Source organism: Pigmentibacter ruber, assembly GCF_009792895.1.
Lineage (GTDB): Bacteria > Bdellovibrionota_B > Oligoflexia > Silvanigrellales > Silvanigrellaceae > Silvanigrella > Silvanigrella rubra.
In genome coordinates, this window is the sequence record NZ_WSSC01000005.1 from 292,709 (window position 1) to 309,239 (window position 16,531).

A 16,531-nucleotide genomic window follows, 5' to 3' on the forward strand; every position below is an offset into this window, starting at 1 on the left:
CTTCATCTTTTTTACTTTTTTGAAGTCTCTTTGGCAAGTCTTGCCAAAATAGCTAGTGCTCTTGTTACCGGGTTATTTCCCAAATCATGTTCTATGTTTGGATTTAGAATGATCTCTTTCCATAAGGCAAATTCTGAAGAAATCTCATGTTGTTGAAAAGAACTTGAGATTTGTGCTTGGAATCGTGCCTCTGCATTTGCATATTGCATTGCTTCTGTTCTCGTTAACCGCGATAAAAGATGCAACGCATATAGAGATTCGGTACGGCTAGCAAAAAAAGGAGATTTTTTTCGCATGGAACGTGCTAAAAATTCAACATAGTCATAATGGGGCTTTTGTGGGGTAAAATTTTCATTCAGGGTTTCTCTATAAACTTTTTCAAGCAACGAAAATGAAAACTCCTGAAGCCATAGAGCGGGTGCAATTTGAAATATTGTGGCGCAATAATTGCTTCCTCCATCTATAACCCAAAGGGGAGGTTCACGCAGGCTGGCATCCCAGGTATGTGCAGCGAGAGATCTAATCCAACGCCAATGGGAGCGCTTAAAGAAACGGCACTCTTCATTTTGCAAAGGCATTTCTACAGCCCAGTTGGCAATATATTTTGAGACATAGTTATTATCTTTTTCGGCAAATTTAACCAAAATAGGAAATAGATGTTGAGTTAATAATTGTGCTTTTTCTAGCAAATTTATTTCAGAATCACTATTTTTTTGGAAAGGGTGAGTTGCTATAAAAGAATAATCTTTTTGAATTGAACGAATTAAACCGCGAATAATTTGAATTTGAGTTCCACTCTCTTCTGCTGCAAACTTTAAAGATTTTTTATATAATTCTTCTAGCTCTTCATTCAACACAGATTCCATTAAGGCTTTTTCAAAAATCCATTCAATGATAAAACCAATTTTAAATTCTGATGCTTTATTTAGTTTAAAAAGATCTAACACAGTTTTTAAGTGTTTGATTCTACCCGATGTGCCATTCGGTGCAGGATTTGTTTTATAATAATTAGTGGTATTTCTAAGCAAATGATCGTCTGAAGATTTTAAAATGATATTAACCATTTCTAATGGCTCAGGTCGTACAGTTGCTAAACTTGTTTCATGTGTATAATCATTAGGTGACATTAGCATAAATCTAAGTTGTTGAAAACAAGGTGAGTTTCTCATTAATTTAGCTAATGTAGGATTGGTTGTTTTAATAAGAATAGTTAAATTTGCTTTGTCATCAGAATTAACTTCTTTTCTTTCATGGAAAAAAGATAATACTTTTTCTGAAATGCGTTCAATAAGTTGATCTACTTTTATCTCACTTAACATTTCATTTTGGATATTTTTTTGTAAATAGCGAAGTAAAACTCTTAAAGAGCCTGTAGCAGCTTTAAAAGATAAAAAATATGGAAATTCTGGATGGGTCGCTAGAAAAAAGACGAGATCACTACAGTCTTCAGTAGAATTAGCTTGTGTGACTGCTTCTAAAATGCCATTACATGTAGCAGTATTTAAGCTGTGAGAAGGGACATGGGACTCAAATATTTGAGCACGCAAAACATCAGCAATGGTCTGTGGTGAGATCTTTCTCTCTACAAACCCCATTAACATATGAGAAACAATTCCATCAGTGGACTGTTGTTCTGCACTCATTTTAAAATCATTGCGCAGATTCTTCATTGTTATCTTGACTCCTGACCATAAGTTAGTGTTACCCTGTGTTCCCGTGTCGAAACAAGATTGTCGAACGGAGTAAGTCTAATGCAATATCACGATAGTAAGACCCATAAGCGGTTCTCTCAACACCCTGTTAAATATATATTCGTTACCGGTGGAGTCGTCTCCAGTATTGGTAAAGGCCTAGCTGCTGCCAGCATAGGAGCATTACTTGAGACACGTGGTTTACGTGTCTCAATGACTAAAATGGACCCTTACATCAATGTTGATCCTGGTACCATGTCCCCTTTCCAGCATGGTGAGGTCTTTGTAACGGATGATGGAGCCGAAACAGATCTTGACTTAGGACATTATCAAAGATTTACAAAAGCAAATCTAGCAAAACGAAATAGCTTCACTTCTGGCCAAGTCTACGACACAGTTATCAATAAAGAACGACGTGGAGACTATCTGGGTGGTACAGTACAGGTGATTCCTCACATAACTGATCAGATAAAAGCCAACATCATTACTGCGTCCGAAGGAGCAGATGTTTCTATCGTAGAGATTGGTGGCACCATTGGTGATATTGAAAGCCTACCATTCCTTGAAGCAATTCGCCAGTTTAGAAATGATGTAGGAAAAGAAAATTCTATTTTTATCCATGTAACTTTAGTTCCTTACATAAGAGCTGCTGGAGAATTAAAAACAAAACCAACCCAACATTCCGTGAAAGAATTGCGTTCTATTGGAATTCAACCTGATATTTTAATCTGTCGTGCAGATCAACCTATGGCGCCAGATGTACGAATGAAAATATCAACATTTTGTAATTTACCAAAAGAAAGTGTGTTTGAAGCACTTGATGCTGATAGTATTTATAAAATGCCAATTATTTATCATGAACAACGCATGGACGCGCGAATTGTTGAGTTGTTAGGAATTTGGACTGCTCAACCTAATTTAGATGAGTGGAACAGAATTATTGAATGTATTGAACGACCAAAACATCATTTGAAAATTGCTGTAGTTGGTAAGTATATGGGTACACGGGACTCATATAAATCAGTATATGAAGCCTTAACCCATGCTGGTATAGCAAATGAATCCTCGGTTAAAATAGTTGGAATTGACTCTGAACAATTAAACTCTACAAATACTCACGAAATGCTTTCAGAGTTCCATGCTATTTTGGTTCCCGGTGGATTTGGGGATAGAGGAGTGCAAGGAAAAATGCTTGCAATACAATTCGCCAGAGAAAATAATATTCCATTTTTCGGAATCTGTTTAGGTATGCAACTTGCATGCATTGAATTTGCAAGAAATGCATTAAAAATTCCTGAAGCAACTTCTGAAGAATTTGATGTCAATGCAAAAAATAAAATCATTCATTTAATGGAAAGCCAACAGGGAGTTGGACAAAAAGGCGGTAGTATGCGTTTAGGTGCTTATGACTGCTTAGTAAAGAGAAATACCAAAGCATTTGATGCTTATCATTTTGATAAAGTAAGTGAAAGACACAGGCACAGGTATGAATTTAATTTAGATTTTAAAAAACGTTTTGAAGAGGCAGGTTTTATTGTTTCAGGAGAAAGTCCTGATGGTACTTTAGTGGAAATGATGGAATTGGAAAATCACATTTGGTTTTTAGCTTGCCAAGCACATCCAGAATTGAAAAGTAGACCAATAGCTCCGCATCCTTTATTTAGAGATTTTATTGCCGCTGCCTTATCCTATTCAAAACTTAAAAAAGAGGTATAAACCAATGAAAAATCAACAGCAACTTGAAAAGTCAAAAGATGTGATGGAAAGAAGCCGGAAGGTATTTCCTGGTGGAGTGAATTCGCCGGTGAGATCTTTTCGCTCTGTTGGAGGGACTCCAATAGTTTTTTCGCACGGTAAAGGTAAATACCTTTTTGATGTTGATGGTAATCGTTATGTTGATTTTTGTTCATCATGGGGACCTCTCATTTTAGGTTATTCTCATCCAAAAGTTGTTGAAGCTTTAAAGTTTCAAATTGAACAGGCAGTTACGTTTGGTGCTCCTTCTTTGCTTGAAGTTGAGCTCGCCGAGAAAATTCAATCTTGGGTGAATGGCATTGAAATGATGCGTTTCGTTAGCAGTGGTACAGAAGCAACAATGAGTGCTGTAAGAGCTGCGAGAGCTTTTACTGGACGAAATAAGTTTGTCAAATTTGAAGGTTGTTACCATGGGCACGCGGATCAGTTTTTAGTGAAAGCGGGTAGTGGGCTTGCAACATTGGGTAACACAAGTTCTGCTGGTGTTCCTTTAGGAACTACTCAAGATACATTAACAGCTATTTATAATAGTATTGAAAGTATTGATGAGGTTTTTGCTAAATATGGATCTGACATTGCTGCAGTTATTATTGAACCTATTGCAGCTAATATGGGATTAGTGTTACCTAAACAAGGTTACTTAGAATATTTGAGGGAAATTACCACAAAAAATGGAACTATACTTATTTTTGATGAGGTAATGACTGGCTTTCGTATAGCAAAAGGGGGAAGCGCAGAATATTTTAATGTAACTCCTGATCTCTGGACTTTTGGAAAAATAATTGGTGGTGGATTACCTGCGGCAGCATATGGTGGAAAAAAAGAAATTATGCAGGTTGTTTCACCTCTAGGTCATGCTTACCAAGCAGGAACTCTTTCAGGCAATCCTTTAGCTATGATTGCTGGGTATCATACTCTTTGTGAATTAGAGAAAGAAAATGCATTTGATAAGCTAGAGCAGCTAGGTAAATATTTAGATCAAGTGGTTCATAATAAGCTAATTAATTATATTGAAAAAGCAAAAGTTTGTTACGTAAGAAGTGGTTCGTTTTTTTGTTTCTTTTTTGGAACAAATAAAGCTCCGCAGAATTTTTCAGATGTAGAGCAAACAAATATGAATATGTTTAATAAAGTTTACCATAAATTACTAGAAAATGGTATTTACTTAGGACCAAGTGGTTATGAAGTTGGCTTTTTAAGTTTAGCAATCGAGCATTGTGATCTTGATAAATTAGTTGCTGTAATTCATAATGAGTTAGCAATAGAAGAAATTTGATTTAAAAAATTTAGGGATAAATAACTATGTTTCCTAAAGAACTGTTATTGGCAGTTATATGCAGTGCTTCATTATCACTTTGGATATTTAATAAAAAAGAGATTGCTATTATTATAGCGATCTCTTTTTCTTTTTTCACATTTTTCTTAGGGTTTGTATCTTATCCTTCTTTACTATTAATAGTTCTCTTTTCACTAGGCTGTTATTACTATAAAAATACGAAAAATGTTTTCTATAGATTCCCTTTAAGTATATTGATCCTAATATTTTCATTATTACCTTTCACAACTCTTTTGCAATCTTCGCAACAAGTACCTATTTTTAGTGGTGAGAGGTTTAGTTCAATTTCTGCTCCATTTTGGATGGGTATTAATATTGAAAAAGGCGTTTGCGGAATTATTTTAGCAGCTTTTCTACTGAATATTTCAAGAAGTTTTTCTAATTGGATAAAAATTTTTAAGGAATTTATTCCTGTTTATATTATTTTGACTGTTGTTTTATTATTGCCAGCATATTTAACTAATTTTATTAAATATGATTTTAAATTACCAGAAAATATGTATTTGTTTATTGCAAATAACTTATTATTAACTTGTGTTGCAGAAGAAGTTATATTTAGAGGATTTTTACAAAAAAATTTAAACAATATATTTGCAAAAAATTTTAAAATGTCTAAAGCTGCTCCATTGTTATCTTTGCTTTTGACAGCAATTTTATTTGGTTTATTTCACTATAAAAGTGGTATTCTGATGATTGTTTTTGCTTTCTTAGCTGGGATAGGTTACGGTTATGCATTTCAAAAGTCAGAAAAAATTGAATCAGCAATTTTGGTACATTTTGGAGTAAATATAACACATTTTATATTTTTTACTTACCCATTTTATAAAGCTTAGTGAAGGATATACATGTCTGAAAATTTAATATTAAGAGCTATTGTACAGCGGGCTAAAAATGCCGAAGTAACTATCGAAAAAAAATCACAAGGATTTATGGAAAACGGATTACTGGTTTTGCTTGGGATTGGTTTTAAAGAAACAGCAGAAACTATTCCAGAAGAAGCTGTTATATCTATTGTGGAAAAATACTATCCTGCAATTGAAAAACTCTTAGATAAAATTATTAATTTGCGAATTTTTGAAGACGAACATGGCAAAATGAATTTATCAATTTTAGATACAAAAGGAAGTCTTTATATAGTCAGTCAATTTACTTTATTTGGTGATTGTCGTAAAGGCAACAGACCAAGTTTTACTTTATCTGCTAAACCTAGTATAGCCGAACCTATGTATCAAAAGTTTGTTGATTTAGCGAAAAAAAAATTAGAGGCAAAAAAAGTACTAACTGGTGTATTTGCTGCAAATATGCAAGTATCTTTTTGCAATGATGGACCTGTTACTTTGATAATAGAATCTACATTAAAGGGGATTATGTGAGTTTTGATTCACATTTTACGAAAGTTAAAGCAAATTTAAGACCGCTTTTATCTGTTTTTTATCCAAGTACAGTAAAGCAAAGAATTTTTTTAGGAATCATAGTTGGAACATTTCTAGGTATTGTTCTTTATCGCTTTCTTCCAGTCATTTTTGTAATTCCAATTTATTTGTTATATTGTTACTTTATTTTATATATTCTAGTTGATAAACCAACACATTCTTTATTGCAATTAACAAGGCACGGTGGGTTCGATGCGGGAATAGACAGTTTACCAATTGATGGTAATGATGAATTTTCTCGTATCGCAAGAGCGGTTCAAGATATGGCAAAACGAATGCGAGGGAGTATTTTAGAAGCCAGGGAACAAACCTCAAGGCTAGATGAAATTTTTGCTGCTATTGGTGAAGGCGTTGTTATTGTCAACCATGAAGGAAAAATACTAAAAGTTAATAATACGGTCAGAAGATGGATTGGATGGTATACAGATGTCTCTGAAAGAGATGTGCTTGAAGTTTTAAGAAGTGTTGAATTATCAGCTATGATTCAGAAAATGATTCTTGAAATTAAAAGTAACAATATGATTCAGGCGCAAATCATTGAATCTCTCCATTTAGATGGACCTGAAATAAGAAGGGTTAGAGCCAAAATTGTTGTTTTATATTCAGAGCAAAATATACCTGTTTTTATGATTTTTTTATTTGATTTAACTGACATACAAAAGGGAGAAGAATTAAGAAGGGAATTTTTTGCTAATGTAAGCCATGAATTAAAAACTCCCATTTCAGCTATTCGAGGATATGCTGAAATTATTCAAGATTTACCAGAATTTATTAACCATGAAATGGCACAAAATTTTTTATCTGTTATTGTCAGAAACTCTTTAAATTTAACAAAATTAATAGATGAAATGTTAATTGTTACAGGATTAGAATCGGGGTCGCTTACTTTAGATATTAAATCTTATGATATACATGCAGGAATAAAAAGAGTTGTAGAAAATATTTTACCAAAAGCCAAACAAGCTGAAGTAGAAATACTTTCTGATGTTGATCCAGATATTGATAATATCTATGTTGATGCACAACGCTTTGATTCAGTGCTAGTTAATTTAGTGGATAATGCTGTTAAATATAATAGACCTGGCGGATTTGTAAAAATAAGTGTGCGGAAAAATGAAACACATCATATTATTTTTTTAGAAGATACAGGCATTGGAATACCAAATCATTCCAGAATTCGTGCATTTGAGCGTTTCTATAGAGTAGATAAATCACATAATAGATTAGGTGGCGGCTCTGGCTTAGGACTTGCAATAGTAAAACATGTGGTTCAAGCACACGGAGGTTCTATTTCTTTGCGGAGTGAAGTTGGGGTAGGGAGTGTTTTTACAATTATGTTACCTAAAAATCCGAGTAAAAAGAAAATTGACTTACTTACATCTCTTTGATAACATAAAGAAATAATTGATATATCTTCTTGTTGTGGCAATCTAAGGAAAATCCTCATGCCAAAAAATGAAAATACTGAAAAAATAGAATTTAATAGACGTGATTTCTTAATCAAATCTCTTGCAATATCTGGATATGCATTGGCCGTATATCCTTTGGCTTATTCTGCAATTCAAACAGATCAAGATGGTATCGAAGTTGCAGATGTTAAAATTCCTGTCGGGAAAATTAAAATTCCCGCCTATCAGGCTTTTCCAAAAGGAAATAAAGTTTATCCTGTTCTCATTATTTGTCATGAAATTTTTGGGGTTCATGAATACATAAAAGATCTTTGCAGAAGATTTGCTAAATTGGGATTTTATACAATAGCACCGTATTTGTATTTTAGGCAGGGAGAAGTTAATAATATTAAAGAAATTCCTGATATAATATCTAAAGTGGTCTCAAAAGTAACAAATAAACAAGTTAATACAGATTTAGATGCAACTATAAAATTTCTAAAAGAAAGTAAAAAAATTGATGTAAATAAAATGTATATAACTGGCTTTTGCTGGGGAGGAAAAGCAACTTGGCTTTATGCAGCACATAACTCTGAACTAAAAGCTGCGATTGCTTGGTATGGTCCTTTGCTAACAAATGAAAAAACAAAAGATGAATTTCCAGTAGATATAGCAGAAAAATTAAAAGTTCCTGTATTAGGCTTATATGGAGGAAAAGATGCAAGAATTCTTCCTGAACATGTTGAAAAAATGAATAATGAATTAAAAAAAGGAAAAAGCAATTCAAAAATAATTGTCTATCCAGATGCTGATCATGGTTTTTTTGCAGATTATAGACCATCATATAATCAAATGGCATCCGATGAAGCATTACGTGAAATGTTAAAATGGATTAAAGATCATTCATAAAAAATATTAAAGATAGGATAGCTATGAATTCCTACTTACTTATAGAAACGCGCGATCATTTTGGATCATTAGGAGTAAATCAGTCTTATCAATTGGCTGTTGATTTAAAAGATAAAAAAAATGATGTAAAACTATTTATTTTACAAAATGCTGTTTTTTCATTTCGAACAAATATTGCTATTTATGAACCAATTGAAAATATTATAAAAAAAGATATTCCAATTTTTATTGATGAATTTTCTATAAAAGAAAGAGGGATAGATAGGAAAAAATTAAGAAAAGAAATTGTCGTTTCTTCAATAGATGTTATTTTGGATCATCTCGTTAATAAAAGTAAAGTTATTTGGCATTCATAATTATACTAAGGATGTATTATGAGTAATAATTCAGTACTAACTTTTGTGTTAATGGACCCACCATATGAAAATGCTCGATCAACAAGTGCTTTACGTCTAATACATCAAGCTGTTTCTAAAGGAATTCATATTAATGTTTTTGCATATGAAGGAGCTGTTTCTTTAGCTTTTGAGAAACAATCAGCTCATGCAAATCCTATTCATAATCGTTCATTAGAAGAAGAAGATCATCCTACAACTAAACAATGGATTGCTTCTATTTTTGAAAAATCTAAAGAAACTGGAGCAAAAATTGATTGGGTCCAATGCGGTTTCTGTGTTGATGAAAGAGGTGTTTTTGAATTTTCGCCAAATTTAAGACGCAATGGACCAGGTGAGCTTTTAAAATTTATAGAGAATTCAGATAATGTTCTTGTTATCCCAACGCGATAATGGAAGTATCATTTATGAAAAAAATATTGCAAATTATTGAATCAGCATACAGAGGAACTATTGAAGAGCAAGATGATACTGTTATTTGGATTTCACATTTTTTAAAAGATGCAGGAAGTTCAATAGATCTTTTATTAAAAGGAAATGCCATAAGTTATTTACTTACTAAACAAGACTCTTCAGGTCTTGTTTTTGGTTTTAAAGTACAAACACAGCCAGCAAAAATATATGAAGATTTAATAAAAATTATGGAAAAAGGTGTTCTTATTTTTTATGTTTATGAAGATGCTATAGAACGTGGTTTTGAAACTGAAGAAATGATATATGGTCCACAAGGAATAACTCGCGCAGATTTTCCAATTCTTTTTGAGAAGTATGATCACATTTTGCACTGGTAAATTGTAGGAAAAAATTATGAAAAATAATTTGCTTAATGCGATTAATTTTTACAATGATTTGTTTAGTGACGTTATAACCAATGAAATTGTTCTTGAAAGATTTAAGTGTTATTATCAAAATAATTCTGTTCCTTTATGGAATACAGTTTTTCATAATAATACCTACTATTCTTATGAAGATATTTTAGGGTTATTTTCTTTTTATTCAACAAAAAAAATTAAAGGTTATTTTCTTTCATTTGATTCTAAGTATCAAGAATTTAGCATTTATAATGGTGCATTTTTTTCAATTAATAAATTTTGTGCTAGTCAGGATTTTTTGCTAAATCCAAATTTTTCTGTACGAGAAATTAAAGATAGTCATGAATTTTGTAGACATCTTTTTGCGTTATTTGAAATCGATACAGAAACTCAAAAAGATTTATCCATAATGTTAAGCTTAAAAGATAGGAAGTTTAAAAATAAAAATTATTGTGCATATTTTGATAATACAATTTGTGCTACTATAACTATTGCAGTAAATGAAAGTGAAAATGCTTATCTTTATAATTTGGCAATTTTTCCCGAATTTAGGAAGAAAAATTTAGCAAGCCAATTCATTTATTACTTATTGAAAGAATTTAGTGATAAAAATATTTTTACTTTAACAGCCGCTAATAGTGTTTTAAGTCAATTTTCTTTACCTAATTTAGGTTTTGAAAGATTAGGAGATATAAATTTAATTCCTTTAGAAAAAATGAAGCAAGCAATTCAAGACTTTTAAAAATCTTATTTAGTTTTCCATAAGTGTAGTTCAAATTTTCTATTAAATTGTTTTTCAAAAATTTTTAAATGCTTTTTTTTAGGACATATGATGTGTTTCTCAGTAGCACGAGAAAGCATTGGTAAATCTGCTATATGATCACTCCAGCCACTGTGCCATTCTATGTTTTTACCAAGTATTTTTTCTATTCGTTTTATTTTTTCAGCTTGGTAACAATTTTTAGATTTCAATATGACTCCACCAGCAAAAAAAGTGAGTTCACTTCCAATAATCATTCTAACATGCTCAATTTTTCCATGGAGCATTCCTCTTACCCAAGTTTGGCCAGATGCAGTAACAATTACGATTTCAATTCCTTGTGCTTTTAATTTTTGGAAAGTAGGAATAACTTCTTCAAAAAAAAGCGAGTTACTTTCTGTGGCTAAAATATTGCGCAAAAATTGAGCACAGTTTCTTTTATCTTTTCCGACCGTCAAGCTCCAAAGTATGGCAGATTTTGCAAATGTTTTGTCTAAACGGAAAATCGCGGTTGCTAATAAAAATGGCATCCATAATAAGAGGAAAAATAATCTATAAGGTTCTTCTGCAATAATTTTCTTTAATATAATTATAAAAGAATCTTTAGAAATTAATGTTCCATCAAAATCAAAAAAAGCATAGCGAATTTTTTCCATTGAAACTCCAGTACAAGCAATATCATCTCAGCTAGGAAATAATATTTCCATGTTTTTAATGAAAAAGTCAAAATTTAAGATGCCCATTTGCAATTTAATGGAATTTATTTATTTTTCTCCATAAATATGAATTAATTTCCCGTCTGCTTTTAACTTTTTTAAGGCTTCATCTATTTTATTTAGAAGAGGTTTTTGGTTACGTGACTTCAGAATTGCAATATAATTAGGATCTAAATTAAAAGGCTTTTTTAAAATTCTAAATTCATTCTGTCTTTTTTGAATTACAGGATTTTTAGAATCCCTTATGGCGCTATATAAACCTTCCGTTCCAGATCCAATTAAAAATCCATCAATTTTATCTTTTAAAAGTAATTCTAATTGACTCTCTAAACTGTATGTTTCTACATGCTTAAAACCATTTTCTTTCAACATTTTTTCAAAGATATAACCGTAATTTGTTCCTCTTATGACCGCAATTTTTTTATTTTTTAAATCTTCATAAGATTCAAACTTCAAAGGGTTTTTTTGGGTTGTAACAACTATAATTTTATCATAGTAGAGAGGTTCTTCAGAAAAATCAAAAGTTTTAAGCCTTTCATTTGATCGTGAAAAACCAATAATAGCATATTTTCCAAGACTAGCATCTTCGACAGCTTTAGGCCAATTTTGTAATTTATATTCAATAGTTAAGTTGATTTCTTTTGCAATAATATTCATAATTTCAATAAGATAGCCTTTAGGGTGATGTTCTTCATCTAGATATATTTTAGGGGCTCGAGCCTCATTCCCTGTAATTAATAATTTTTCATCAGTTGCAATACAGTTTGAAGAGTATAATAGCAATAAGGGGAGTATCATTTTTTTGAGGTACGATATTAGCATGGAAAAAAGTCCTTTTAAATTTCAACAAGTATATCATCAAAAGAATAAAAGACTCTAGCATTTTTAAATTTATCTTAAAATGATTTGGCTTAATATTTAACTCTTGTGTTTTTAAACGAAGCTATTAAGAAGGAGATCTGTTTTATAATTTTTGGAAGTGGATGGATAGGTAGGTAAAATGGCACCTGAATTAGGCAAAACAAAATTTGGCAAATTTGGAGTCGTCAGTGCAACTGGTTTATTACTGACGTATGCTATACCTGCAAGTTTTAAAGATTTAAAAGAAGGCACGTTTTGTTTGGTGCCAATGCGTTCTGGAAAAAATGTGAAAAATTATGTTGCTTTATTTTTAGAGTACTGTGCTGAACCTAATTTTACATGCCAACATATCATTCAGCAAATCCCATATACACGCATTCTATCACAGCATTATATTTCATTTCTGCATTGGATTTCAGAATATTATTTGCACCCACTAGAAAAAATTATTCCTTTAATAGCACCACAATTTTTATGGAATACTGAAAAACATACTTCTTTATTTAAACGTTTAAATAAACATTTCAAATTACTTCAAAGTGATGAATATTGCATTGTTGAGAATAAATATAAAGAAAAATTAAAAGGTGAAATTTTATATCCGAAAAGGGATGCGATATTTTTAAACAACGAACAAAGTGCAGTTTATGATAATTTAACTTCACTAAGTGAAGGGGTTGTTTTGTTACATGGAGTAACAGGTTCTGGTAAAACTGAAATCTACTTAAAATATGCGCAATATATTTTATCGAAACAAAAGTCTGTTTTAATTTTAGTACCTGAAATTTCATTAACCCCCCAAATGACTTCAAGATTTAGAGCTCTTTTTGGAACAAGTTTAGCAATAGTTCATTCAGGATTAACAAGCTTAGAATATGAAATGGAATGGTTTAAAATTCATCTAGGATTAGCTAAAGTTGTTTTAGGGGTAAGAACTTCGATATTTTCCTCATTACAAAATATAGGATTAATTATTGTCGATGAAGAGCATGAGAGTAGTTACAAATCACAAGATTCTGTTTCTTATCATGCAAGAGATTTAGCTATAGTAAGAGCAAAAAAAGAAAATGCTGTATGTATTTTAGGTTCTGCAACTCCTTCGATAGATTCTATGTATAATGCTACTTTAAAAAAATATCATTATATTAAATTAACTGAAAAATATTCAAAACAAAAAGTTGATCATTTTATTATTGATAGTAAAAAATATTTGCAGATAAATAAGAAGAAAAGTAATCCATATCTAAAATCTTCGCAGGTTTCTTTTACTGATGATGTAATCTGCCCAGAAATATATGAATTTTTAAATCATAAAAAAAGCCTTAATGAACAAAGTATTATTATTTTAAATAGAAGAGGATATGTTAATTTTGCTATTTGTAGTCAATGTGCAACACCACTTAAATGTCCAAAATGCTCAGTAACTACAACTTTACATCAAAAAGGCAAAATTGAGATTTGTCATTATTGCGGTTTCAGAGAATTTATAAGAAAAAGTTGCTCAACATGTCAGGGAAATAATTTTATTTTTAAAGGTGTTGGTACCCAACAAATAGAATCATTGATAAAAGAAAAAATACCCGATTTAAAAATTGCTAGGTTAGATAGAGATGTCCTTACAAGTAATTCAAAATTAACTAAAATTTTAGATGACTTTAGGACACAAAAAACGGATTGTTTAGTTGGAACCCAAATGTTAGCAAAAGGACATGATTTTCCGTTAGTTACGTTGGTTGTTGTCTTACATGTTGAGGATGCTCTTTTCCTTCCCGATTTTAGGTCAGGTGAAAGAACATATCAACTGCTCAATCAAGCTATGGGAAGAGCTGCAAGAGGTGAAAAGTCTGGAACGGTAGTTTTACAATCATTAATCACCGGTCATCCCATTATTGATTTTGCTCTTACTAACAACAGTGATGAGTTTTTTAATAGAGAATTGACATTACGTAAATATGGATTTCATCCACCTTTTTCAAGACAGATTCTTATAGAAATTAGTGGAAAAAATAAAGATAAAGTGGATTATTTAGCAAATAAAGTAAAAATACTTTTAATTCACTTCTGGCAAGAACAAAAAATAGAAACAAATTCCATTAGGTTAGCTGGTCCTTATCCAGCTGTGATAGAAAAAATTAATAACTCTTATCGAATTCAATTATGCATTAGTTCTATTAAAGAAATTCATCCATTTTACTTATTTCCCAATACATTGTTCAATGACAAAGAATTGATAGGACATTTTAAAATTGATGTAGATCCCATTTCATTTTTGTAGATACTCAAACAAATTAGCCGATAAATATCATGCTTTTATTTATTTTTGAATGCATAAGGATGATATATGGCGCAAAAATCTGATAATTCAGATAAAAATAATAAATTTTGTGTTCTTATCATTGAGGAGAAAAGTGATTTAAGAACTTTTTTCATGGGAGTTTTAACAAAATCAGGTAACTATGAAGTTAAAAATGCTGCAACACCTATTGAAGCATTAGATATCATTAGTAAAGAAGCTGCACAAATTCATGTTGTACTTTTTGACTGGGATATGAAGGAAATGAGTGGTGACATTTTTGCGCAAAAAATAAAAAATGAAGTGAATTATGATCATATAGAATTAGTTGTTTGTTCTGCTTCAATAGTTGAGGAAGATAATTTTCTCTTAAATGAATTAGAAATTTACCATACAATGCCAAAAGTCGTAAATGCAGTAGATTTTTTAAGAAATATGGAGGATATAAGATCAGAATATTTTAATATTCAAAGTATTCAATCTAAAATTAAAAATTTGAAACATTTGATACATGAATCAGATTTGCAAGCAATTGATACTTTATTTTCTAATCCAGAAGTAGAAAATGAAATTACAAAAAACTCTAAGTATACATATCTTGGAGGAGAAGTTAGAATTCTTCATAAAAAATATCAAGAAGCTATAGAATTTCTTAAACAACATTTAGAAAAAAATAATACTAATAAGTTAAATGAAAATTTAAAAACATTGAATACATTAGGAAAGGCATTGTGTTTAATAGGAAATTATCAAGATGCTTCTATGATATATGAAAAACTTGAAGCAAAAAGTCCAAATAATTTATCGCATAAAATAATGCTTGGTGATGCATTACTAGGATTAGATGATGTAAAAGGCGCAGAGAATAAATATCAAGAAGTTCTTGATAAAGACAATACAAATAATGCCGCATTAGAAGGAATGATAAAAGCAAATTCAACTGCAGGAAACTTTGCTCAAGCAAAATCATTTTTCGATAAAATTCAAGGAAATTTTGAAAGCAAAACTCTTGCAAGTTTTTTTAACAATCGCGGCGTAGCATTAGTAAAAAATGGGAAAATTAATGAAGCTATTATTTTTTACGAAAACGCGCTACAATTTTTTGATAAATATAAATCACATGTTTATTTTAATTTAGGAATGGCTTACTATCGATCTGGTAATATTACAAGTGCTGTGACTTGTTTTCAAGCTGCTATTGCACAAGATGCTAAACTGGCTGAAGAAAAAGTTATTTTACGGGAGTTAAAAGAAAAAGGTGCGGAAAAATTTACTGAAGACTATCAGCAATCCATTCAAAAACGAAAAAAGTAAATATCTAGTTTTATTAATTATATATTTGATATTTGGGCTTACTGTTACATGGGGTCTTCAGCTTTATACTTTTGCTAAAGCCAATTATGGAAATCCATTGTTTATTTTAATAGCCTTGATTTTGTGCAGTTGGGTTCCTTTTTTTATTTCTCTAATTATAGTCCTCTTGTTTAAAATTCCGCTTTATTTTTTAGCTCTAATTCCAAAGATAAACAAAAAAATATTTTGGGCAATTATAGTTCCTTTGTTAACCGCAGCCATTGGATTGCAATTTAGTATTAATTTTTCCCAAATATTTTATCAAGAGACTAGCTCTATCTTATTTCTATCTGGGAATACAATTTATGGAGCATTGCACTTATTTCTTGTGCACCCTATTTCTATTATCCTCTTCACTTGTATTTTTGCTATCGGACTGGAGTTACAATTTCGTGGAGCATTACTGGAGTTTTGTAAAGTACTAGGAATCCCAAACGGATGGCTCCTAGCTGGGATTTTCCAATTTATTTGCTTTTTACCTTTTCTTTGGTTTGGTTACTTTGGCGGTGGTGTTGGCAATATTTTTTATTGCTTTATATTTGCAATATTATTTCTAAGTCAATCAGGATTTTGTTTTTGGTTATCGACATTTTCTGATTTTATGAGTAAAGATAAAAAGACTGTAAATATAAAAGCGGATACTATGAGATCGCTATTAGTTCCAATGATATATTCATGTATTTTTTATATTATTTATTTTTTTATTGTTATAAAGTTTTTTATAGAAAATGGAAATATGTGGATGTCAGGTCCAGCAAATGGTATAACTGTCATGATACAATCATTCATAACTATTTTTTTGCTCATGACGAAAAGGTTAAAACACTAA

At 30.9% G+C, this 16,531-nt stretch carries 16 protein-coding genes; 13 read left to right on the forward strand and 3 right to left on the reverse strand.

Going from position 1 to position 16,531, the window contains the following annotated elements:
- Window positions 1–11: 11 nt before the first annotated feature.
- A complete protein-coding gene (locus tag GOY08_RS14960) occupies window positions 12–1,670 on the reverse strand; it encodes a hypothetical protein (protein ID WP_158999733.1) in 1,659 nt (552 codons plus the stop codon).
- A gap of 81 nt (window positions 1,671–1,751) precedes the next feature.
- Here GOY08_RS14960 and GOY08_RS14965 point away from each other — a divergent pair, with 81 nt between their 5' ends.
- Genes GOY08_RS14965 through GOY08_RS15010 form a run of 10 tightly spaced genes read left to right on the forward strand, consistent with a single transcriptional unit; the run spans window position 1,752 to window position 10,461 of the window.
- Complete coding sequence (locus GOY08_RS14965; RefSeq protein WP_158999734.1) at window positions 1,752–3,407, forward strand: CTP synthase; 1,656 nt, start codon at window positions 1,752–1,754, stop codon at window positions 3,405–3,407.
- A gap of 4 nt (window positions 3,408–3,411) precedes the next feature.
- Entirely contained in the window at window positions 3,412–4,722 is a 1,311-nt protein-coding gene (hemL, locus tag GOY08_RS14970) for a glutamate-1-semialdehyde 2,1-aminomutase (protein ID WP_158999735.1), read from the forward strand.
- Window positions 4,723–4,748: 26 nt separating this feature from the next.
- The gene (locus tag GOY08_RS14975) at window positions 4,749–5,615 is read left to right on the forward strand and encodes a CPBP family intramembrane glutamic endopeptidase (RefSeq protein WP_158999736.1); all 867 of its coding nucleotides are present in this window, start codon (window positions 4,749–4,751) and stop codon (window positions 5,613–5,615) included.
- A gap of 12 nt (window positions 5,616–5,627) precedes the next feature.
- Window positions 5,628–6,155 carry a D-aminoacyl-tRNA deacylase gene (dtd, locus tag GOY08_RS14980; RefSeq protein ID WP_158999737.1) on the forward strand — a complete coding sequence of 176 codons (528 nt, stop codon included), beginning with the start codon at window positions 5,628–5,630 and terminating at the stop codon, window positions 6,153–6,155.
- Window positions 6,152–7,603 (forward strand): sensor histidine kinase, encoded by a 1,452-nt coding sequence (locus tag GOY08_RS14985; RefSeq protein ID WP_158999738.1) that lies wholly within the window; start codon window positions 6,152–6,154, stop codon window positions 7,601–7,603. Before dtd ends, GOY08_RS14985 begins: the two co-directional genes overlap by 4 nt.
- A 57-nt stretch (window positions 7,604–7,660) precedes the next feature.
- Window positions 7,661–8,512 carry a dienelactone hydrolase family protein gene (locus GOY08_RS14990; protein WP_158999739.1) on the forward strand — a complete coding sequence of 284 codons (852 nt, stop codon included), beginning with the start codon at window positions 7,661–7,663 and terminating at the stop codon, window positions 8,510–8,512.
- Between the two features lie 23 nt (window positions 8,513–8,535).
- On the forward strand, window positions 8,536–8,868 hold the full coding sequence (locus GOY08_RS14995; RefSeq protein WP_158999740.1) for a hypothetical protein: 333 nt from the start codon (window positions 8,536–8,538) through the stop codon (window positions 8,866–8,868).
- Window positions 8,869–8,886: 18 nt separating this feature from the next.
- Window positions 8,887–9,300, forward strand: a complete 414-nt coding sequence (locus GOY08_RS15000) for a DsrE family protein (protein WP_158999741.1) — start codon at window positions 8,887–8,889, stop codon at window positions 9,298–9,300.
- Between the two features lie 14 nt (window positions 9,301–9,314).
- Window positions 9,315–9,698 carry a hypothetical protein gene (locus GOY08_RS15005; protein ID WP_158999742.1) on the forward strand — a complete coding sequence of 128 codons (384 nt, stop codon included), beginning with the start codon at window positions 9,315–9,317 and terminating at the stop codon, window positions 9,696–9,698.
- A gap of 16 nt (window positions 9,699–9,714) precedes the next feature.
- Window positions 9,715–10,461, forward strand: coding sequence for a GNAT family N-acetyltransferase (locus tag GOY08_RS15010; protein WP_158999743.1), 747 nt, complete (start codon window positions 9,715–9,717; stop codon window positions 10,459–10,461).
- A 5-nt stretch (window positions 10,462–10,466) separates the two neighbouring features.
- Here the strand turns inward: GOY08_RS15010 and GOY08_RS15015 are convergent, their stop codons facing one another.
- Both GOY08_RS15015 and GOY08_RS15020 read right to left on the reverse strand, forming a co-directional pair.
- Complete coding sequence (locus GOY08_RS15015) at window positions 10,467–11,135, reverse strand: HAD-IB family phosphatase (protein ID WP_158999744.1); 669 nt, start codon at window positions 11,133–11,135, stop codon at window positions 10,467–10,469.
- 108 nt (window positions 11,136–11,243) lie between these two features.
- Complete coding sequence (locus tag GOY08_RS15020) at window positions 11,244–12,017, reverse strand: substrate-binding periplasmic protein (RefSeq protein WP_158999745.1); 774 nt, start codon at window positions 12,015–12,017, stop codon at window positions 11,244–11,246.
- Between the two features lie 178 nt (window positions 12,018–12,195).
- Here GOY08_RS15020 and priA point away from each other — a divergent pair, with 178 nt between their 5' ends.
- The 3 genes from priA (at window position 12,196) to GOY08_RS15035 (ending at window position 16,531) form a co-directional block, all read left to right on the forward strand.
- Window positions 12,196–14,331 (forward strand): replication restart helicase PriA, encoded by a 2,136-nt coding sequence (priA, locus tag GOY08_RS15025; protein WP_158999746.1) that lies wholly within the window; start codon window positions 12,196–12,198, stop codon window positions 14,329–14,331.
- Window positions 14,332–14,397: 66 nt separating this feature from the next.
- The gene (locus tag GOY08_RS15030; protein ID WP_158999747.1) at window positions 14,398–15,663 is read left to right on the forward strand and encodes a tetratricopeptide repeat protein; all 1,266 of its coding nucleotides are present in this window, start codon (window positions 14,398–14,400) and stop codon (window positions 15,661–15,663) included.
- The gene (locus GOY08_RS15035) at window positions 15,608–16,531 is read left to right on the forward strand and encodes a hypothetical protein (protein ID WP_158999748.1); all 924 of its coding nucleotides are present in this window, start codon (window positions 15,608–15,610) and stop codon (window positions 16,529–16,531) included. The genes GOY08_RS15030 and GOY08_RS15035 overlap by 56 nt, the downstream gene beginning before the upstream one ends.

Bases quoted from the DNA above. Each gene is read 5' to 3' on its own strand.
- GOY08_RS14960 (WP_158999733.1), bottom strand. From the start codon at position 1,670: ATGAAGAATCTGCGCAATGATTTTAAAATGAGTGCAGAACAACAGTCC.
- GOY08_RS14965 (WP_158999734.1), top strand. From the start codon at position 1,752: ATGCAATATCACGATAGTAAGACCCATAAGCGGTTCTCTCAACACCCT.
- hemL (WP_158999735.1), top strand. From the start codon at position 3,412: ATGAAAAATCAACAGCAACTTGAAAAGTCAAAAGATGTGATGGAAAGA.
- GOY08_RS14975 (WP_158999736.1), top strand. From the start codon at position 4,749: ATGTTTCCTAAAGAACTGTTATTGGCAGTTATATGCAGTGCTTCATTA.
- dtd (WP_158999737.1), top strand. From the start codon at position 5,628: ATGTCTGAAAATTTAATATTAAGAGCTATTGTACAGCGGGCTAAAAAT.
- GOY08_RS14990 (WP_158999739.1), top strand. From the start codon at position 7,661: ATGCCAAAAAATGAAAATACTGAAAAAATAGAATTTAATAGACGTGAT.
- GOY08_RS14995 (WP_158999740.1), top strand. From the start codon at position 8,536: ATGAATTCCTACTTACTTATAGAAACGCGCGATCATTTTGGATCATTA.
- GOY08_RS15000 (WP_158999741.1), top strand. From the start codon at position 8,887: ATGAGTAATAATTCAGTACTAACTTTTGTGTTAATGGACCCACCATAT.
- GOY08_RS15005 (WP_158999742.1), top strand. From the start codon at position 9,315: ATGAAAAAAATATTGCAAATTATTGAATCAGCATACAGAGGAACTATT.
- GOY08_RS15010 (WP_158999743.1), top strand. From the start codon at position 9,715: ATGAAAAATAATTTGCTTAATGCGATTAATTTTTACAATGATTTGTTT.
- GOY08_RS15015 (WP_158999744.1), bottom strand. From the start codon at position 11,135: ATGGAAAAAATTCGCTATGCTTTTTTTGATTTTGATGGAACATTAATT.
- GOY08_RS15020 (WP_158999745.1), bottom strand. From the start codon at position 12,017: ATGCTAATATCGTACCTCAAAAAAATGATACTCCCCTTATTGCTATTA.
- priA (WP_158999746.1), top strand. From the start codon at position 12,196: ATGGCACCTGAATTAGGCAAAACAAAATTTGGCAAATTTGGAGTCGTC.
- GOY08_RS15030 (WP_158999747.1), top strand. From the start codon at position 14,398: ATGGCGCAAAAATCTGATAATTCAGATAAAAATAATAAATTTTGTGTT.